At 70.3% G+C, this 17,641-nt stretch carries 15 protein-coding genes; 14 read left to right on the forward strand and 1 reads right to left on the reverse strand.

All coding sequences use genetic code 11. The features are described 5' to 3' along the window. Positions 1 to 4: 4 nt before the first annotated feature. A complete protein-coding gene (locus tag O1Q96_RS10690; protein WP_269247936.1) occupies positions 5 to 553 on the reverse strand; it encodes a beta-class carbonic anhydrase in 549 nt (182 codons plus the stop codon). A 449-nt stretch (positions 554 to 1,002) separates the two neighbouring features. Between O1Q96_RS10690 and rsmH the strand changes: the two genes are divergently transcribed. The 14 genes from rsmH (at position 1,003) to O1Q96_RS10760 (ending at position 17,607) form a co-directional block, all read left to right on the forward strand. Then, positions 1,003 to 1,959 carry a 16S rRNA (cytosine(1402)-N(4))-methyltransferase RsmH gene (gene rsmH / locus O1Q96_RS10695; protein WP_269247937.1) on the forward strand — a complete coding sequence of 319 codons (957 nt, stop codon included), beginning with the start codon at positions 1,003 to 1,005 and terminating at the stop codon, positions 1,957 to 1,959. Between the two features lie 96 nt (positions 1,960 to 2,055). Further along, on the forward strand, positions 2,056 to 2,610 hold the full coding sequence (gene ftsL / locus O1Q96_RS10700) for a cell division protein FtsL (protein ID WP_269247938.1): 555 nt from the start codon (positions 2,056 to 2,058) through the stop codon (positions 2,608 to 2,610). 5 nt (positions 2,611 to 2,615) lie between these two features. Next, positions 2,616 to 4,568, forward strand: a complete 1,953-nt coding sequence (locus tag O1Q96_RS10705; protein WP_269247939.1) for a peptidoglycan D,D-transpeptidase FtsI family protein — start codon at positions 2,616 to 2,618, stop codon at positions 4,566 to 4,568. Positions 4,569 to 4,647: 79 nt separating this feature from the next. Continuing rightward, positions 4,648 to 6,324, forward strand: a complete 1,677-nt coding sequence (locus tag O1Q96_RS10710) for a UDP-N-acetylmuramoyl-L-alanyl-D-glutamate--2,6-diaminopimelate ligase (protein ID WP_269247940.1) — start codon at positions 4,648 to 4,650, stop codon at positions 6,322 to 6,324. Between the two features lie 4 nt (positions 6,325 to 6,328). Then, on the forward strand, positions 6,329 to 7,729 hold the full coding sequence (locus O1Q96_RS10715; RefSeq protein WP_269247941.1) for a UDP-N-acetylmuramoyl-tripeptide--D-alanyl-D-alanine ligase: 1,401 nt from the start codon (positions 6,329 to 6,331) through the stop codon (positions 7,727 to 7,729). Further along, positions 7,729 to 8,802, forward strand: coding sequence for a phospho-N-acetylmuramoyl-pentapeptide-transferase (mraY, locus tag O1Q96_RS10720; RefSeq protein ID WP_217455065.1), 1,074 nt, complete (start codon positions 7,729 to 7,731; stop codon positions 8,800 to 8,802). Before O1Q96_RS10715 ends, mraY begins: the two co-directional genes overlap by 1 nt. Then, positions 8,784 to 10,241, forward strand: a complete 1,458-nt coding sequence (murD, locus tag O1Q96_RS10725; protein WP_269247942.1) for a UDP-N-acetylmuramoyl-L-alanine--D-glutamate ligase — start codon at positions 8,784 to 8,786, stop codon at positions 10,239 to 10,241. Before mraY ends, murD begins: the two co-directional genes overlap by 19 nt. Positions 10,242 to 10,621: 380 nt before the next feature. Continuing rightward, a complete protein-coding gene (gene ftsW, locus O1Q96_RS10730; RefSeq protein WP_269247943.1) occupies positions 10,622 to 11,980 on the forward strand; it encodes a putative lipid II flippase FtsW in 1,359 nt (452 codons plus the stop codon). 6 nt (positions 11,981 to 11,986) lie between these two features. Continuing rightward, positions 11,987 to 13,075, forward strand: a complete 1,089-nt coding sequence (murG, locus tag O1Q96_RS10735; protein WP_269247944.1) for an undecaprenyldiphospho-muramoylpentapeptide beta-N-acetylglucosaminyltransferase — start codon at positions 11,987 to 11,989, stop codon at positions 13,073 to 13,075. Positions 13,076 to 13,098: 23 nt separating this feature from the next. After that, positions 13,099 to 13,902, forward strand: coding sequence for a cell division protein FtsQ/DivIB (locus O1Q96_RS10740; RefSeq protein ID WP_269247945.1), 804 nt, complete (start codon positions 13,099 to 13,101; stop codon positions 13,900 to 13,902). Positions 13,903 to 14,180: 278 nt separating this feature from the next. Further along, positions 14,181 to 15,377, forward strand: a complete 1,197-nt coding sequence (ftsZ, locus tag O1Q96_RS10745; protein WP_269247946.1) for a cell division protein FtsZ — start codon at positions 14,181 to 14,183, stop codon at positions 15,375 to 15,377. A 26-nt stretch (positions 15,378 to 15,403) separates the two neighbouring features. Continuing rightward, on the forward strand, positions 15,404 to 16,111 hold the full coding sequence (gene pgeF, locus O1Q96_RS10750; RefSeq protein WP_419586667.1) for a peptidoglycan editing factor PgeF: 708 nt from the start codon (positions 15,404 to 15,406) through the stop codon (positions 16,109 to 16,111). Positions 16,112 to 16,117: 6 nt separating this feature from the next. After that, positions 16,118 to 16,837: a YggS family pyridoxal phosphate-dependent enzyme gene (locus O1Q96_RS10755; protein ID WP_269247948.1), complete on the forward strand. Its 720-nt coding sequence runs from the start codon at positions 16,118 to 16,120 to the stop codon at positions 16,835 to 16,837. 128 nt (positions 16,838 to 16,965) lie between these two features. Continuing rightward, entirely contained in the window at positions 16,966 to 17,607 is a 642-nt protein-coding gene (locus tag O1Q96_RS10760; protein WP_217455057.1) for a cell division protein SepF, read from the forward strand. Positions 17,608 to 17,641: the final 34 nt, after the last annotated feature.

Consider the following 17,641-nt stretch of genomic DNA (forward strand, 5'->3'; position numbering starts at 1 on the left):
GGCGTCAGGTGGGGTCTATCTCACGCAGCAGGCCGGTCTTCACGTTGAATACGAAACCACGTACGTCGTCCGTGTGCAGAAGGAACGGAGAGGTACGTACGCGCTGCATGGACTGCCGTACGTCCTGTTCGACGTCCGGGAAGGCCTCGACGGCCCAGGCGGGGCGCTGGCCGACCTCCATCTCCAGCTCGCGGCGGAAGTCCTCGGTGAGGGACTCCAGGCCGCAGCCGGTGTGGTGGATGAGGACGACACTGCGGGTGCCGAGCGCGCGCTGGCTGATGGTGAGGGAGCGGATCACGTCGTCGGTGACGACGCCGCCGGCGTTGCGGATGGTGTGACAGTCGCCGAGCTCCAGGCCCAGGGCGTCGTGCAGGTCGAGACGGGCGTCCATGCAGGCCACGACCGCGACGCCCAGCACGGGACGGGCGTCCATGCCGGGATCGGTGAAGGCGGCGGCGTACCGCTCGTTGGCCTCGACGAGGCGGTCGGTCACCGTGCCGTCGGTGGATATGGCGTCTTCGGGTTCTGTGGGAACGGATGCGGAAGTCGTCATACCTATGACGGTAATGGTCACGTGCCGTCCGGGCCTGCTGTGAGAGGGGACAAAGAACATCAATGAGCGTTGTTGTGAGGTAACCCACAAGGGTGGATCGAGTGCACCCGTACGGGTGGAATTTCCCGGTTTGCCGCTTGACCGAGGGTGAGAGCCGCGACGCGCAGGCCGGTTCGTTGACCGCGCGACACCGTGGACTAAAGTGACGCGAAGCGGGAGGCGAGACGGCCTCCCTGCTGGACAGCTTTCCCCAGGAGGCCCGGCGAGGTGCCGGGATCTCCCCGCGTGCGCGGCGCGTACGTACGGCTCGGCCTCCTCCCGCTCCCGGTCGGCTGACGCCTCCGGCGCCGGCAGGCGCTCCCCCTCACCCGGGGACACTCCCCGCGTCGGCCGCGGGAGCGCGGGGACCCGGCGGTGCGTACCGGACGCGCCGGACCTGAGAGGGCCCCTTGAGCCAGAGTCGACACGTCCCGGTGATGCTCCAGCGGTGTCTGGACATGCTGGCCCCCGCCCTGGAGCGGCCGGAAGCCGTCGTCGTCGACTGCACGCTCGGTCTCGGCGGTCACAGCGAGGCCCTGCTCAGCCGGTTCCCCGAGGCCCGGCTGGTCGCCCTGGACCGCGACAAGGAGGCGCTGCGCCTCTCCGGGGAGCGGCTCGCACCCTTCGGCGACCGGGCCGCACTGGTGCACGCGGTCTACGACGAGCTGCCCGACGTGCTCGACCGCCTGGGCCCCCCGAGCGTCCAGGGCATCCTCTTCGACCTGGGCGTCTCCTCGATGCAGCTCGACGAGGCGGACCGCGGCTTCGCCTACGCCCAGGACGCCCCGCTCGACATGCGCATGGACCAGACGACCGGCATCAGCGCGGCCGAGGTCCTCAACACCTACCCGCCGGGGGAGCTCGTAAGGATCCTGCGCGCCTACGGCGAGGAGAAGCAGGCCAAGCGGATCGTGTCCGCGGTCGTGCGCGAGCGGGACAAGGAGCCCTTCACCAACAGCGCGCGGCTCGTCGAGCTGATCCGCGACTCCCTGCCGCAGGCGGCCAAGCGCACCGGCGGCAACCCCGCCAAGCGGACCTTCCAGGCGCTGCGCATCGAGGTCAACGGCGAACTCACCGTCCTGGAGAGGGCGATCCCCGCCGCCGTGAAGGCACTCGCCGTCGGGGGCAGGATCGCCGTGCTGTCGTACCACTCCCTGGAGGACCGGCTGGTCAAGCAGGTGTTCGCGGCGGGCGCCGCCACCACCGCGCCGCCCGGACTGCCGGTCGTCCCCGAGCGTTACCAGCCCCGGCTCAAGCTGCTCACGCGCGGTGCCGAACTCCCCACCGAGGAAGAGGTCGCGGAGAACCGGCGGGCGGCCCCGGCGCGGCTGCGCGGGGCGCAGCGCATCCGGGAGGACGCCGAGTGACGGAAGGGTGCGTGAGGTGGACAACCGAACTCGCTGGGCGCATGGGCCGGAAACCCGGACCCATCGGTCGGAAACCCGAACTCACCTGGAGGGTGAGTGAATAGGAAACCCGAACTGAGGGGGCGGGCGGCCCGGCTGGCGCGGCTGTTCCCGACGGGCTCCGGACAGGCGGCCCGTACCCCCTTCGTCCTCCTGGTCGTGCTGCTGCTCGGGGGCGGTCTCATCGGGCTCCTGGTGCTGAACTCCGCCCTCAGCGAAGGCTCGTTCCAGCTCGACGACCTCCAGAAGGACACCAAGAGCCTCACCGACGAGGAGCAGGCGCTCCAGCAGGACGTGGACGCCTACTCCGCCCCCGAGGCCCTCCAGCGCCGCGCCCGCGAGCTGGGCATGGTGCCCGGCGGCGACCCGGCCTTCCTCAACCCCGACGGCACGGTCCGCGGTGTCCCCAGCGCGGCCGCCGAGCAGTCGTCCGTGTCCGTGATCCGTCCGCCCGAGGTGTTCGCCCCCGCACCGGCCCCGACGCCCACCGAACCGCAGACGCCCACCCAGCCGCAGACGCCCACCGGGGCCCCGACGCCCACCGGGGCGCCGGATCCGGCCACGGAGCCCGCCCCGCAGCCCACGCCGACCTCCACGACTCCCGGCAGGTGACGGAAGTGTCCGACAGGGAACCCCCGCGCCGCAGGGTGCCCGCGCCCGCCCGGTCCGCCAGGCCGGGCGGCCAGCGCCGCCCCGGGCCCGGCGCCCGGCCAGCGCGTCGCCCCGCCCCGCCCCGCGCCCGGAGCCCGCGCGTCATCCGGCTCGGCAGCCCCCGTCCGCGGCTGCGGCTGGTCAGCCTCGCCCTGGCCCTCGTACTGACCGCCTTCGTCGTACGGCTCCTCCAGGTGCAGGCGGTCGACGCGAGCGAGTACACCGCCAAGGCCGAGGCGAACCGGTACCTCAGCCGCACCCTGGCCGCCGAGCGCGGCGGGATCACCGACCGCAACGGCGTCGACCTGGCGATCAGCGTCGACGCCAACGACATCACCGCCGACCCCACGCTCTTCACGCGCAAGGCGACGAAGATCGATGACGCCCCCGAGCAGGCCGCCGCCCTGCTCGGTCCGATCCTCGGCAAGGACGCCGACGACATCGCCGAAAGGCTCCGTACCAAGAACACCCGGTACGTCGTACTCGCCCGTCGCCAGACCCCCCAGGTCTGGACACAGATCAAGGACCTCAAGAGCACGCTCGCCGAAAAAGCGGGTGAGGACGGGTCCGCGGTGAACGTCCTGGCGGGCGTCCTCCAGGAGCCCAGCAGCAAGCGGGTCTATCCGAACGGTGACCTCGGCGCCGGGATACTGGGCTGGGTCAACGCCGACGGCAAGGGCGGCGGCGGCATCGAGCAGCAGCTCAACGGGAAGCTGTCCGGCAAGGACGGCGAGATCCGCTACGCCCAGTCCGGTGGGCGTCAGGTGCCGACCGCGGGCTCCACCGAGAAGCCCGCCGTCGCCGGCTCCGAGGTCGAGCTGACGATCGACCGCGACATCCAGTGGGCGGCCCAGAACGCCATCACCGAGCAGGTGAAGGAGTCCAAGGCCGACCGCGGTTACGTCATAGTGCAGGACAACAGGACCGGCGAGATCCTCGCGATGGCCAACTCGCCCGGCTTCGACCCGAACGACCTGTCGAAGGCCGACGGGGGCGCCCTGCACAACTGGGGCCTCGAAGACGCCTACGAGCCGGGCTCGACCGCCAAGGTCATGTCGATGGCCGCCGTCCTGGAGGAGGGCGCCGCCACACCCGCCACGCACGTGACCGTGCCCAACCGGCTGCACCGCGGCGACCGGCTCTTCAAGGACGACATCGACCACCCGACCTGGTACCTGACGCTCAACGGCGTCCTCGCCAAGTCCAGCAACATCGGCACCATCCTGGCAACCGGCCAGCTCGGCAAGACGCAGAAGGAGGCCAACCAGGTCCTCTACTCCTACCTGCGCAGGTTCGGCATCGGCGGGTACACCGGGCTCGACTTCCCCGGCGAGACGAAGGGCATCCTCGCCCCCGCCGACCAGTGGTCGACCTCCCAGCAGTACACGATTCCCTTCGGCCAGGGCGTGTCCATCAACGCGATGCAGGCGGCCTCCGTCTACTCGACGATCGCCAACGGCGGCGTACGCGTCGAACCGACTCTCGTGCGCGGCACGAAGGGAGCCGACGGACGCTTCACCCCGGCCGCCAAGGCCAAGAAGACACGGGTCATCAGCGAGAAGACCGCAAAGACCCTCGCTCACATGCTGGAGTCCGTCGTGGACGACGAGGAGGGCACGGGCACCAAGGCGCGCGTTCCCGGCTACCGCGTCGCGGGCAAGACCGGCACGGCCAACCGTGTGGATCCGGCCACCGGCCGCTACCGCGGCTACACCTCCTCCTTCGCCGGGTTCGCGCCCGCGGACAAGCCCCGCGTCACCGTGTACTGCGCCATCCAGAACGCCACCAAGGGCAGCTACTTCGGCGGCCAGATCTGCGGGCCCGTCTACAAGGAGGTACTGGAGTTCGCACTGAAGACCCTCCAGGTGCCGCCCACCGGGGCCACGGCCGCCAGACTTCCCGTCACCTTCACGCCCTGACCGGCACCGATCACGCCCTCATCAGCACAGACCGGAACACCCCGTGCCACCGCCCGGAACACCGACCAGGAACCAGCTCGTGACAACGATCACTCCAGACCCCGGGAGCGAGGGCTCGCCGCCCGCCCCGCCACGCCCCTCGCTTCGCTCCGGCGGGGGTGTGCCCGGTACGCTCACCGCCGTGCCACACGCTGATCAGTCCCAAACCACCCAGAAGGGCGTTCCTGTGACATACCCGGGGCCGCCGCGACCGGTTCAGAACTCCGCCACACCCCTCGCGGAACTCGCCGGTCAGTTGGGCGCGAACCGCCCTGAAGGCGCTGCGGGCGCCGCTGAGGTCACGGGCATCACCCATGACTCGCGCGCCGTACGCCCGGGCGACATCTACGCCGCGCTGCCCGGCGCCCGGATGCACGGCGCCGACTTCGTGACGCAGGCGGCCGGCCTCGGCGCCGTCGCCGTGCTGACCGACCCGACCGGGGCCGAGCGCGCCGCGGCCACCGGACTGCCCGTCCTCGTCGTGGACGCCCCGCGCGCGCGGATGGGCGAGCTGGCCGCCTCGATCTACGGTCACCCGGGCCGCGACCTGCTCCAGATCGGCATCACCGGAACGTCCGGGAAGACCACGACCGCGTACCTCGTCGAGGGCGGTCTGAAGGGCGTCCGCAGTACCGGCCTGATCGGCACGGTCGAGATGCGCATCGGTGACGAGCGCATCAAGTCGGAGCGCACCACCCCCGAGGCCACCGACCTCCAGGCGCTGTTCGCGGTCATGCGCGAACGCGGCGTGGAGGCGGTCGCCATGGAGGTCTCCAGCCACGCCCTGGTCCTCGGCCGGGTCGACGCCTGCGTCTTCGACATCGCGGTCTTCACCAACCTCAGCCCGGAACACATGGAGTTCCACTCCGACATGGAGGACTACTTCCGGGCCAAGGCGCAGCTGTTCACGCCGCAGCGCAGCAGGCTCGGCGTGGTCAACCTCGACGACGAGTACGGACGCAGGCTCGTCAAGGAGGCGGGCGTCCCCGTGGTGACGTTCTCCGCGGAGGGGCACCCGGACGCCGACTGGCGCGCCGACGAGGTCCGGGTCGGCCCGATGGACTCGGCCTTCGTCGCGATCGGACCCGAGGGCGAGCGGATCACCGCCAAGTCGCCGCTCGCGGGCCCCTTCAACGTGGCCAACACACTCGCCGCGATCGTCGCCCTCGCCGTCGCCGGAATCGACCCGCAGACCGCCGCGGACGGCATCGCCGCCGTACCGGGCGTGCCGGGCCGGCTGGAGCGCGTGGACGCCGGGCAGCCCTACCTGGCGGTCGTCGACTACGCGCACAAGACGGACGCCGTGGAGTCCGTCCTGCGGGCCCTGCGCAAGGTCACCGAGGGCGAGCTGCACATCGTGCTCGGCTGCGGCGGCGACCGCGACAGGACCAAGCGCAAGCCCATGGGCGCGGCGGCGGCCCGGCTCGCCGACACCGCCGTACTGACTTCGGACAACCCCCGCGGCGAGGACCCCCTCGCCATCCTCGCCACGATGCTCGCCGGCGCCGCCGAGGTGCCGGCGCACGAGCGCGGAGAGGTCCAGGTCTTCGAGGACCGGGCCGCCGCGATCGCCGCGGTCGTCGCCCGCGCACAACCGGGCGACACCGTGCTGATCGCGGGCAAGGGCCATGAACAGGGCCAGGACATCGCCGGAGTGATCCGTCCCTTCGACGACCGTCAGGTGCTCCGCGAAGCTATCCAGAAGACCCAGGGATGAACTTGTGATCGCCCTCTCTCTCGCCGAGATCGCCTCAGTCGTCGGCGGGCAGACGCACGACATACCGGATTCGTCGGTCCAGGTCACCGGACAGGTCGTCAGGGACTCCCGGGAAGTGAAGCCGGGCAGCCTCTTCGTCGCCTTCGCGGGTGAGCGCGTGGACGGTCACGACTTCGCCGCGGACGTCGTCGCGGCGGGCGCCGTGGCCGTCCTCGCCTCCCGGCCCGTCGGAGTGCCCGCGATCGTCGTGGAGGACGTCCAGAGGGCCCTCGGCGCCCTCGCGCGCCACGTCGTGGAGCGCCTCGGCGCGACCCTCGTGGCCCTCACCGGCTCCGCCGGCAAGACCAGCACCAAGGACCTGATCGCCCAGGTGCTCCGCAGCAAGGCACCGACGGTCTTCACGCCCGGTTCCCTCAACAACGAGATCGGGCTGCCGCTCACCGCGCTCAGCGCCACCGAGGAGACGCGGTTCCTGGTCCTGGAGATGGGTGCCCGCGGGATCGGGCACATCCGCTATCTCGCGGACCTGACGCCTCCGAAGATCGGCCTCGTCCTCAACGTCGGCACCGCCCACATCGGTGAGTTCGGCGGCCGCGAGCAGATCGCCCAGGCCAAGGGCGAGTTGGTGGAGAGCCTCCCCGAGAGCGGCGTGGCCGTCCTGAACGCCGACGATCCCCTCGTACGGGCCATGGCCTCGCGCACGAAGGCACGCGTGATCCTCTTCGGAGAGTCCGGCGAAGCGGACGTACGGGCCGAGAACGTGCGGCTCACCGGGAGCGGACAGCCCGCGTTCAGGCTCCACACACCCTCCGGGTGCAGCGAAGTGACCATGCGCCTGTACGGTGAGCACCACGTGTCGAACGCGCTCGCCGCCGCCGCCGTCGCCCATGAGCTGGGCATGTCCGCAGACGAGATCGCCACCGCGCTCTCCGAGGCGGGCTCCCTCTCCCGCTGGCGGATGGAGGTCACCGAGCGCCCGGACGGCGTGACGGTCGTCAACGACGCCTACAACGCGAACCCCGAGTCCATGCGAGCCGCTCTGCGCGCGCTCGCGGCCATGGGCAAGGGGCGGCGGACCTGGGCGGTGCTCGGTCAGATGGCCGAGCTCGGGGACGAGGCGCTCGCCGAGCACGACGCGGTCGGACGGCTCGCCGTCCGGCTCAACGTCAGCAAGCTCGTCGCGGTCGGGGGCAGGGAAGCGTCCTGGCTGCAACTGGGCGCATATAACGAGGGTTCGTGGGGTGAGGAGTCGGTGCACGTGTCCGACGCACAGTCGGCGGTCGACCTGTTGCGCAGTCAGCTGCGTCCGGGAGACGTCGTACTCGTGAAGGCGTCCCGGTCGGTCGGGCTGGAGAGGGTCGCGCAGGCGCTGGTCCAGGGCACCGAGGGCGAGGTTGCCGTCTGATGATGAATCAGATCCTGTTCGCGGGAGTCATCGGCCTCTTCCTGACCCTCGTGGGCACCCCTCTGCTGATCAAGCTGCTGGCCCGCAAGGGCTACGGCCAGTACATCCGTGACGACGGCCCGCGCGAGCACCACGCCAAGCGCGGTACGCCGACCATGGGTGGTATCGCCTTCATCCTGGCCACGCTCCTCGCGTACTTCCTCAGCAAGGTGATCACCGGGAAGCCGCCGACGTTCTCCGGTCTGCTGGTGCTCGGCCTGATGGCGGGCATGGGCGTGGTCGGCTTCCTCGACGACTACATCAAGATCGTCAAGCGGCGTTCGCTCGGTCTGCGGGCCAAGGCGAAGATGGCCGGCCAGCTGATCGTCGGCATCACCTTCGCGGTTCTCGCGCTCCAGTTCGCGGACAACCGCAACAACACCCCGGCCTCCACCCGGCTCTCCTTCGTGCAGGACTTCGGCTGGTCCATCGGCCCGGTGCTGTTCGTCGTCTGGGCGCTGTTCATGATCCTCGCGATGTCGAACGGCGTGAACCTGACGGACGGTCTGGACGGTCTGGCCACCGGCGCGGCGACGATGGTGTTCGGCGCGTACACCTTCATCGGGGTCTGGCAGTTCCAGGAGTCCTGCGCCAACGCGCTGACCCTCACCAACCCGGCCGCCTGCTACGAGGTACGAGATCCGCTCGACCTCGCGGTGGTCGCCGCAGCGCTCATGGGCTCCTGCTTCGGCTTCCTGTGGTGGAACACCTCACCGGCCAAGATCTTCATGGGTGACACCGGTTCCCTGGCGCTCGGCGGAGCACTGGCCGGCCTCGCGATCTGCTCGCGCACCGAGCTGCTGGTCGCCCTGCTCGGCGGTCTCTTCGTCCTGATCACCATGTCGGTCGTCATCCAGGTCGGCTCGTTCCGCCTGACCGGAAAACGCGTCTTCCGGATGGCGCCGCTCCAGCACCACTTCGAACTCAAGGGGTGGTCCGAAGTCCTTGTGGTGGTCCGCTTCTGGATCATCCAGGGCATGTGCGTCATCGTCGGACTCGGCCTCTTCTACGCGGGATGGGCAGCCAAGAAGTGACGACCGCCTCCGCCTGGCAGGGCAAGAACATCACCGTCGCCGGCCTCGGCGTGAGCGGCATCAGTGCCGCCCGCGCCCTGGCCGGCCTCGGCGCGTCGGTCACGGTCGTCGACGGGGGTGACTCCCCGGCGCACCGGGAGCGGGCCGCCTCCCTTCGGGAGCAGGGGATCCCGGTGCGCCTCGCGGACGCCGAGACGCTGCCCGACGGCACCGACCTGGTGGTCACCTCGCCCGGCTGGAAGCCGGGCAGTGCCCTCTTCCTGGCCGCCGCCGAGGCAGGCGTGGACGTCGTCGGCGACGTGGAGATCGCCTGGCGCCTGCGCGGCCTCGACGGCCGCAAGGCCGTGCCGTGGCTGGCTGTCACGGGCACCAACGGCAAGACCACCACGACGCGGATGCTCGCGTCGATCCTGGCCGCCGCGGGCCTGCGCACCGCGGCGGTGGGCAACATCGGCACGCCGATCGTCGACGTCGTGCTGGAGAACGACGACGCGTACGCCGGCCTCGACGTCCTCGCCGTGGAACTGTCCAGCTACCAGCTGCACTGGGCGCCGTCCCTGCGCGCCCACTCGGCGGCCGTACTGAACCTCGCCCCCGACCACCTCGACTGGCACGGCTCCATGGAGGCGTACGCCGCCGACAAGGGCCGCGTCTACGAGGGCAATCGGGTCGCCTGCGTCTACAACGTGGCCGACAAGGCCACCGAGGACCTGGTGCGCCGGGCGGACGTCGAGGAGGGCTGCCGGGCCGTCGGCTTCACGCTCGGCACGCCGGGACCGTCCCAACTCGGGGTCGTGGACGGCATCCTGGTCGACCGCGCCTTCGTCGAGGACCGGCACAAGCAGGCCCAGGAGCTCGCCGAGATCGCGGACGTCGATCCGCCCGCCCCGCACAACATCGCCAACGCCCTTGCGGCGGCGGCCCTGGCCCGCGCCTTCGGAGTGCCCGCCACGGCCGTACGCGACGGACTGCGGGCCTTCCGTCCCGACGCCCACCGCATCGAGCACGTGGCCGACGTGGACGGCGTCGCCTACGTCGACGACTCCAAGGCCACCAACACGCATGCGGCGGAAGCCTCTTTGGCGGCCTACGAGTCGATCGTGTGGATCGCGGGCGGACTCGCCAAGGGCGCGACCTTCGACGAACTCGTCGCCAGGTCGGCGAAGCGACTGCGGGGCGTCGTCCTGTTCGGCGCGGACCGGGCCATCATCCGCGAAGCCCTCACGCGACACGCCCCTGAAGTACCGGTGGTCGACCTCGACCGGACCGACACTGGGGCGATGCCCGCGGCGGTCCAGGAGGCGACACGGCTCGCCCGCGCCGGCGACACGGTGCTCCTGGCGCCGGCCTGTGCCTCCATGGACATGTTCGCCAACTACAACCAGCGCGGTGACATGTTCGCGGAAGCGGTCCGCGGACTCGGCGCCGCGGGCGCCTGACGGCAGGCCCTCGGCCGGCCCGGGCGCCCGGGATCCTTGGGAGCGACGCGTGACGCCATCGTGGTCGGTGTACCGGCGGCGGCCTTCCGCCGGCGGCACGGCGCTGTGCCGGACGGCCCCTGGGGGGTGTTGTGAAAGTCCCGCACAGCACCCACGGCGCCCGGCACGCTCCCCCAGCCTCCGGCCGGGGGGACCCCCACTCGCCGCACCGGCCGAAGACCCAAGTACGTCCAGTACGAGGGCCTTCGTCCGGCACGCCGAGGCCACGCACCGAACACCGTGGGCACCGCACAGGACTTTCAAAAAACCCCCCGGCCCAGTGCCCGTCAGTCCCGGAGGCCCCCCAGCGGGACGCCCTCCCACAGCGAGGGGAGCCGGCCGTGCCCAGTAGCCGTACAGGGCGTCCTCCCGTCCAGCGGGCCACCCGGCGGCCCGCCGGGCCCCGCCCACCCCGCGACAACCCCGTACGCCGTCTCTACGGCCGCGCACGGCGTGCCTGGGACCGGCCCCTGACCGCGTACTACCTGATCCTCGGCGGCAGCCTCCTGATCACCGTGCTCGGCCTGGTGATGGTGTACTCCGCGTCGCAGATCACCGCGCTCCAGCTCTCGCTGCCGGGTTCGTACTTCTTCCGCAAGCAGTTCCTCGCGGCCGTGCTCGGCGGCCTGTTGATGCTGGCCGCCTCCCGGATGCCGTCCAAGCTGCACCGGGCGCTGGCGTACCCGATGCTCCTCGGCTCGGTCTTCCTGATGATCCTCGTCCAGGTGCCGGGGATAGGAGTCGCGGTCAACGGCAACCAGAACTGGATCTCGGTCGGCGGACCCTTCCAGCTCCAGCCCAGCGAGTTCGGCAAGCTCGCCCTCGTGCTCTGGGGCGCCGACCTGCTCGCCCGCAAGCAGGACCGGCGGCTGCTGACCCAGTGGAAGCACATGCTGGTGCCGCTCGTACCGGTGGCCTTCATGCTCCTCGGGCTGATCATGCTCGGCGGCGACATGGGCACCGCGATCATCCTCACCGCGATCCTGTTCGGGCTCCTGTGGCTCGCGGGGGCGCCGACCCGGCTCTTCGGCGGGGTACTCGCCATCGCGGCGACCATCGGCGTGATCCTCATCAGGACGAGCCCCAACCGCATGGCCCGCCTCGCCTGCCTCGGTGCCACCGAACCGGGCCCCGGCGACTCCTGCTGGCAGGCCGTGCACGGCATCTACGCCCTCGCCTCCGGCGGGCTCTTCGGCTCCGGCCTCGGCGCGAGTGTGGAAAAATGGGGTCAACTGCCCGAAGCGCACACCGACTTCATCTTCGCCATCACCGGGGAGGAACTGGGCCTCGCGGGGACGCTGTCGGTGCTCGCCCTCTTCGCGGCTCTAGGCTATGCGGGTATCCGCGTGGCCGGACGCACGGAGGACCCCTTCGTGAGGTACGCCGCGGGAGGCGTGACCACCTGGATCACGGCCCAGGCCGTGATCAACATCGGTGCGGTGCTCGGCCTGCTGCCGATCGCCGGAGTCCCGCTCCCGCTGTTCTCCTACGGGGGCTCCGCCCTGTTGCCGACCATGTTCGCCATCGGGCTCCTCATCGCCTTCGCGCGTGAGGATCCCGCTGCGCGGGCGGCGCTCGCGATGCGGCAACCCCGCTTTGGCAGAAAGCGGGCTGCGGTGAGAGGCTCCGCGGGTCGGGAGCCTCGGAAGTGGAACACGATGAGACGGCGTGCCTCGGCGCGTTCGTCCGGAGAGCGGTGAATTTCGGTGCATGTCGTACTCGCCGGTGGGGGGACCGCCGGCCACATCGAGCCCGCGCTCGCCCTCGCGGACGCCCTGCGCAGGCAGGACCCCACCGTGGGAATCACGGCCCTGGGCACGGAGCGCGGACTCGAAACCCGACTCGTACCAGAGCGGGGTTATGAGCTCGGGCTCATCCCCGCGGTACCGCTGCCGCGCAAGCCGACCCCCGAGCTGATCACCGTCCCCGGACGGCTGCGCGGCACGATCAAGGCGGCCGAGCAGATCCTGGAGCGCACCAAGGCGGACGCGGTCGTCGGCTTCGGCGGCTACGTCGCCCTCCCCGGTTACCTCGCGGCCAAGCGCCTCGGCGTCCCGATCGTCGTCCACGAGGCCAACGCCCGGCCGGGACTCGCGAACAAGATCGGTTCGCGGTACGCGGCCCAGGTCGCCGTCTCCACCCCGGACAGCAAGCTCCGCGGCGCCCGCTACATCGGCATCCCGCTGCGCCGCTCGATCGCCACGCTCGACCGGGCCGCGGTGCGCCCGCAGGCCCGTGCCGCGTTCGGGCTCGACCCCTCCCTGCCGACGCTGCTGGTCTCCGGCGGCTCGCAGGGCGCACGCCGCCTCAACGAGGTGGTCCAGCAGGCCGCTCCGTACCTCCAGCAGGCCGGGATCCAGATCCTGCACGCGGTCGGCCCGAAGAACGAACTGCCGCAGGTCCACCAGATGCCGGGGATGCCCCCGTACATCCCGGTACCGTACGTGGACCGGATGGACCTCGCGTACGCCGCGGCCGACATGATGCTCTGCCGTGCGGGCGCGATGACCGTCGCCGAACTCTCCGCCGTCGGGCTGCCCGCCGTCTACGTCCCGCTGCCCATCGGCAACGGCGAACAGCGGCTCAACGCCCAGCCGCTGGTCAAGGCCGGCGGTGGACTGCTGATCGACGACGCGGAACTGACGCCGCAGTGGGTGCAGGCCAACGTCCTGCCCGTGCTCGCCGATCCGCACCGGCTGTTCGAGATGTCCCGCGCCGCCTCCGAGTTCGGCCGCCGGGACGCCGACGACCTGCTCGTCGGGATGGTGTACGAGGCGATCGCGTCACGCCGCTAGCGCGTGGCAGAAGGCAGGGGAGCGTGGCCGGACCGACCACCGCCGAACGCGGCGAACGGCAAGACCGACAGGATCCGGACTCCGGCCCGCCCCGGCCGCCCCTCCTCAAGAGGCTGCCGGGACCTCGTGCGCTCATCATTTCGGCCGTTTGTCTGGCTCTGCTCGCCGCGGGCGGCATCTGGGTGCTCTACGGCTCGCAGTGGACCCGCGTGGAGCGCGTATCGGCCTCGGGGACGCGGGTACTGACGCCCGATCAGGTCGTCGAGGCGGCCGATGTCCGGGTCGGATCGCCTTTGATTTCCGTCGACACCGATGAGATCGAGGCGCGACTGCTCCGGAAATTGCCCCGAATTGACTCGGTTGACGTCGCCCGTTCCTGGCCCCATGGAATCGGGCTGAAAGTGACCGAACGCACCCCGGTTCTCATTGCCGAAAACACCGGAAAGGGGGGCAAATATGTTGAAGTGGACGCCAAGGGTGTGCGCTATGCGACGGTTTCACGCCCCCCGCAGGGCGTGCCCGCACTGGAATTGACCGTGTCCGGATCCGCGAGCCTGCGCCGCTTCGGCTCCGATCGGCTGATGCGTGAGGCGGTGCTCGTCGCCCGGTCACTTCCGGCCGCGGTCGCGCGCGCCACCCGGGTGGTCAAGGTCCGTTCGTACGACTCCATCTCGCTGGAGTTGAGCGGTGACCGCACCGTCGCATGGGGGAGTGGCGAGAAGGGCCGCGCCAAAGCGCATACGCTCACCGCTCTCATGAAAGCCTCTCCCGAGGCGCGGCACTTCGATGTCAGCGTTCCCACCGCGCCTGCGTCATCAGGGAGTTGACGCACATCGGCGCAGGCCAGAACCCTGGTTGGGCAACGCTACGGCTGATCACATAGGGTGAAAAGAAAAACGGGAGGTTCGGCGTGTTCGTTGAACGTGCGCCACTTGTCGACTTAGTGTCCTGTTCGGAAGAGTCCAAGGAACAGACACACTGGTAACCCTAAACTTCAGCGTTAGGGTTCGGGTCGGCGTTCGGACCGTCCCATTCGGCATCAGTCGTCGGATCGCGGGTCACTCGCGAGGCGGCGACACGTAACTCGAGGCGAGAGGCCTTCGACGTGGCAGCACCGCAGAACTACCTCGCAGTCATCAAAGTCATCGGTGTCGGCGGCGGTGGTGTCAATGCCATCAACCGGATGATCGAGGTCGGTCTCAAGGGTGTCGAGTTCATCGCCATCAACACCGACGCCCAGGCGCTGTTGATGAGCGACGCCGACGTCAAGCTCGACGTCGGCCGCGAACTCACCCGCGGACTCGGCGCCGGAGCCAACCCGGCCGTCGGCCGCAAGGCCGCAGAGGACCACCGCGAGGAGATCGAGGAGGTCCTCAAGGGGGCCGACATGGTCTTCGTGACGGCCGGCGAGGGCGGTGGCACCGGTACCGGTGGCGCCCCCGTGGTGGCCAACATCGCCCGGTCGCTCGGCGCACTCACCATCGGCGTGGTCACCCGCCCGTTCACCTTCGAGGGCAGGCGCCGCGCCAACCAGGCCGAGGACGGCATCGCGGAACTCCGCGAAGAGGTCGACACCCTCATCGTCATCCCCAACGACCGGCTGCTGTCCATCTCGGACCGCCAGGTCTCGGTCCTCGACGCCTTCAAGTCGGCGGACCAGGTCCTGCTCTCCGGTGTTCAGGGCATCACCGACCTCATCACCACACCCGGACTGATCAACCTCGACTTCGCCGACGTCAAGTCCGTGATGTCCGAGGCCGGTTCGGCTCTCATGGGCATCGGCTCGGCCCGCGGCGACGACCGCGCGGTGGCCGCCGCGGAGATGGCGATCTCCTCGCCGCTCCTGGAGGCGTCCATCGACGGGGCCCGGGGCGTACTGCTCTCGATCTCCGGCGGCTCGGACCTCGGTCTCTTCGAGATCAACGAGGCGGCCCAGCTGGTGAGCGAGGCCGCGCACCCCGAGGCCAACATCATCTTCGGCGCGGTCATCGACGACGCGCTCGGCGACGAGGTCAGGGTCACCGTCATCGCGGCGGGCTTCGACGGCGGACAGCCCCCGTCCAAGCGGGACACCGTGCTCGGTTCGTCCTCCGCCAAGCGCGACGAGCCCACACCGGCGCGTTCCAACGACAGCCGTCCCTCCTTCGGCTCGCTCGGCAGCGTCACGCCGAAGGAGGCGCCGGAGCCCGCCCCGGAGCCGGCGAGCAGCGAACTGCCGCCGGTCTCCCCGCCGGTACCGCCGTCGCGGACCTACTCCGACAGCGCGGCGGAGGAGCTGGACGTGCCGGACTTCCTCAAGTGATAGGACGGCGCTCCGGAACGAGCACAGTGAGCGGCGCGCACTTCGCCTTCACCGACCGGTGGGGCGGGGTGAGCGCCGTTCCGTACGAGGAGCTCAATCTCGGCGGAGCGGTCGGCGACGACCCCGAAACCGTACGGACGAATCGCGAACTGGCGGCCAAGTCGCTCGGGCTGGACCCGGCGCGGGTCGTCTGGATGAACCAGGTCCACGGACCCGACGTGGCCGTGGTCGACGAGCCCTGGGGAGACCGCCCGGTGCCGCCGATCGACGCCGTCGTCACTGCACGCCGGGGCCTCGCCCTCGCCGTGCTCACCGCGGACTGCACGCCCGTGCTGCTCGCGGACCCCGTCGCCGGGATCGCGGCCGCCGCCCACGCGGGCCGGCCGGGCATGGTCGCGGGCGTGGTGCCCGCCGCCGTCGAGGCCATGGTGGAGCTCGGCGCCGAACCGGCGCGGATCGTCGCCCGCACCGGCCCCGCCGTCTGCGGCCGGTGCTACGAAGTGCCGGAAGCGATGCGGACCGAGGTCGCGGCCGCCGAACCCGCGGCGTACGCCGAGACGACGTGGGGCACGCCGGCGGTCGACGTGACCGCGGGGGTGCATGCGCAGCTGGAGAGGCTCGGAGTGCGTGACCGGGAGCGGTCGCCGGTCTGCACGATCGAGTCCGACGACCACTTCTCGTACCGCCGCGACCGCACCACCGGTCGGCTCGCGGGCTATGTGTGGCTGGACTGATCGGACATGACGGACCGTAGGGCCGAACTCGCCGCGAACCTGGCGAAGGTGGAGGAACGCATCGCCGCGGCGTGCGTGGCCGCCGGGCGCAAGCGCGAAGAGGTGACCCTGATCGTGGTCACCAAGACCTACCCGGCCGAGGATGTGCGGATCCTGTCGGAACTGGGTGTCCGGCATGTCGCCGAGAACCGTGACCAGGACGCGGCGCCCAAGGCCGAAGCCTGTTCCGATCTGCCCCTTTCCTGGAATTTCGTGGGCCAGTTGCAGACGAACAAGGTGCGTTCCGTGGTCGGTTACGCGGATGTCGTGCAGTCCGTAGACCGGGCACGGCTCGTCACCGCCCTGTCGAAGGAGGCGGAGCGGTCGGGCCGCGAAGTGGGCTGCCTCATCCAGGTCGCGCTCGACGCGGAGGAGGGTGGACGGGGCGAGCGCGGTGGTGTAGGGCCCGACGGCGTCGAGGAGTTGGGCGGCCTCGTCGCACAGGCTCCGGGGCTGCGGCTCGACGGACTGATGACCGTCGCCCCGCTCACCGGCCCGTACGCGGGGCGTGAACTGGCGGCGTTCGGGCGGCTGATGGATTTGTCGACTGACCTGCGCCGCGCTCATCCGGCTGCGAACATGGTCTCGGCAGGGATGAGTGCGGACCTCGAGCAAGCAGTGGCGGCCGGAGCGACACATGTGCGCGTCGGCACTGCGGTACTCGGCGTCCGCCCCAGGCTCGGGTAACGTCGCCAAGAAGTCGGACCACAGCAGAAAATATGGTCATTACCGCCGATCGGCGGGCATACGACCTCGTGGATCGCGGGCACTTGGCAACAGTCAGCCGATCCACCACAGAGCGGAGGACTCAGAGCATGGCCGGCGCGATGCGCAAGATGGCGGTCTACCTCGGCCTCGTGGAGGACGATGGGTACGACGGCAGGGGCTTCGACCCCGACGACGACTTCGAGCCCGAACTCGATCCGGAGCCCGAGCGGGACCGCCGGCGGCATGAGCCGCCGCATCAGTCGCACCAGTCACATCAGTCCCAACGGGACGAATCGGTACGAGTGGTGCAACCGTCGGTCCAGCGTGATCCCGTGCCCCATTCCGCTTCGCTGTCCGCGGAATCCGGGCGTCCGGCGCGAATCGCCCCCGTGGCGTCCATCACACAAGAACGTCAAAGCCTGGAGAAGAACGCACCGGTGATCATGCCCAAGGTCGTGTCGGAACGAGAGCCGTACAGGATCACCACGCTGCACCCCCGGACCTACAACGAGGCCCGTACCATCGGGGAACACTTCCGTGAGGGCACCCCGGTGATCATGAATCTGACTGAGATGGATGACACAGACGCGAAGCGACTTGTCGACTTTGCGGCCGGTTTGGTGTTTGGTCTTCACGGCAGCATCGAGCGGGTGACGCAGAAGGTGTTCCTGTTGTCGCCTGCTAACGTCGATGTCACGGCGGAGGACAAGGCTCGCATCGCAGAGGGCGGGTTCTTCAACCAGAGCTGAGACGCAGGACCGGACAAGCACGGAAACAGGGGAG

The organism is Streptomyces aurantiacus (assembly GCF_027107535.1).
Taxonomy (GTDB): Bacteria; Actinomycetota; Actinomycetes; order Streptomycetales; family Streptomycetaceae; genus Streptomyces.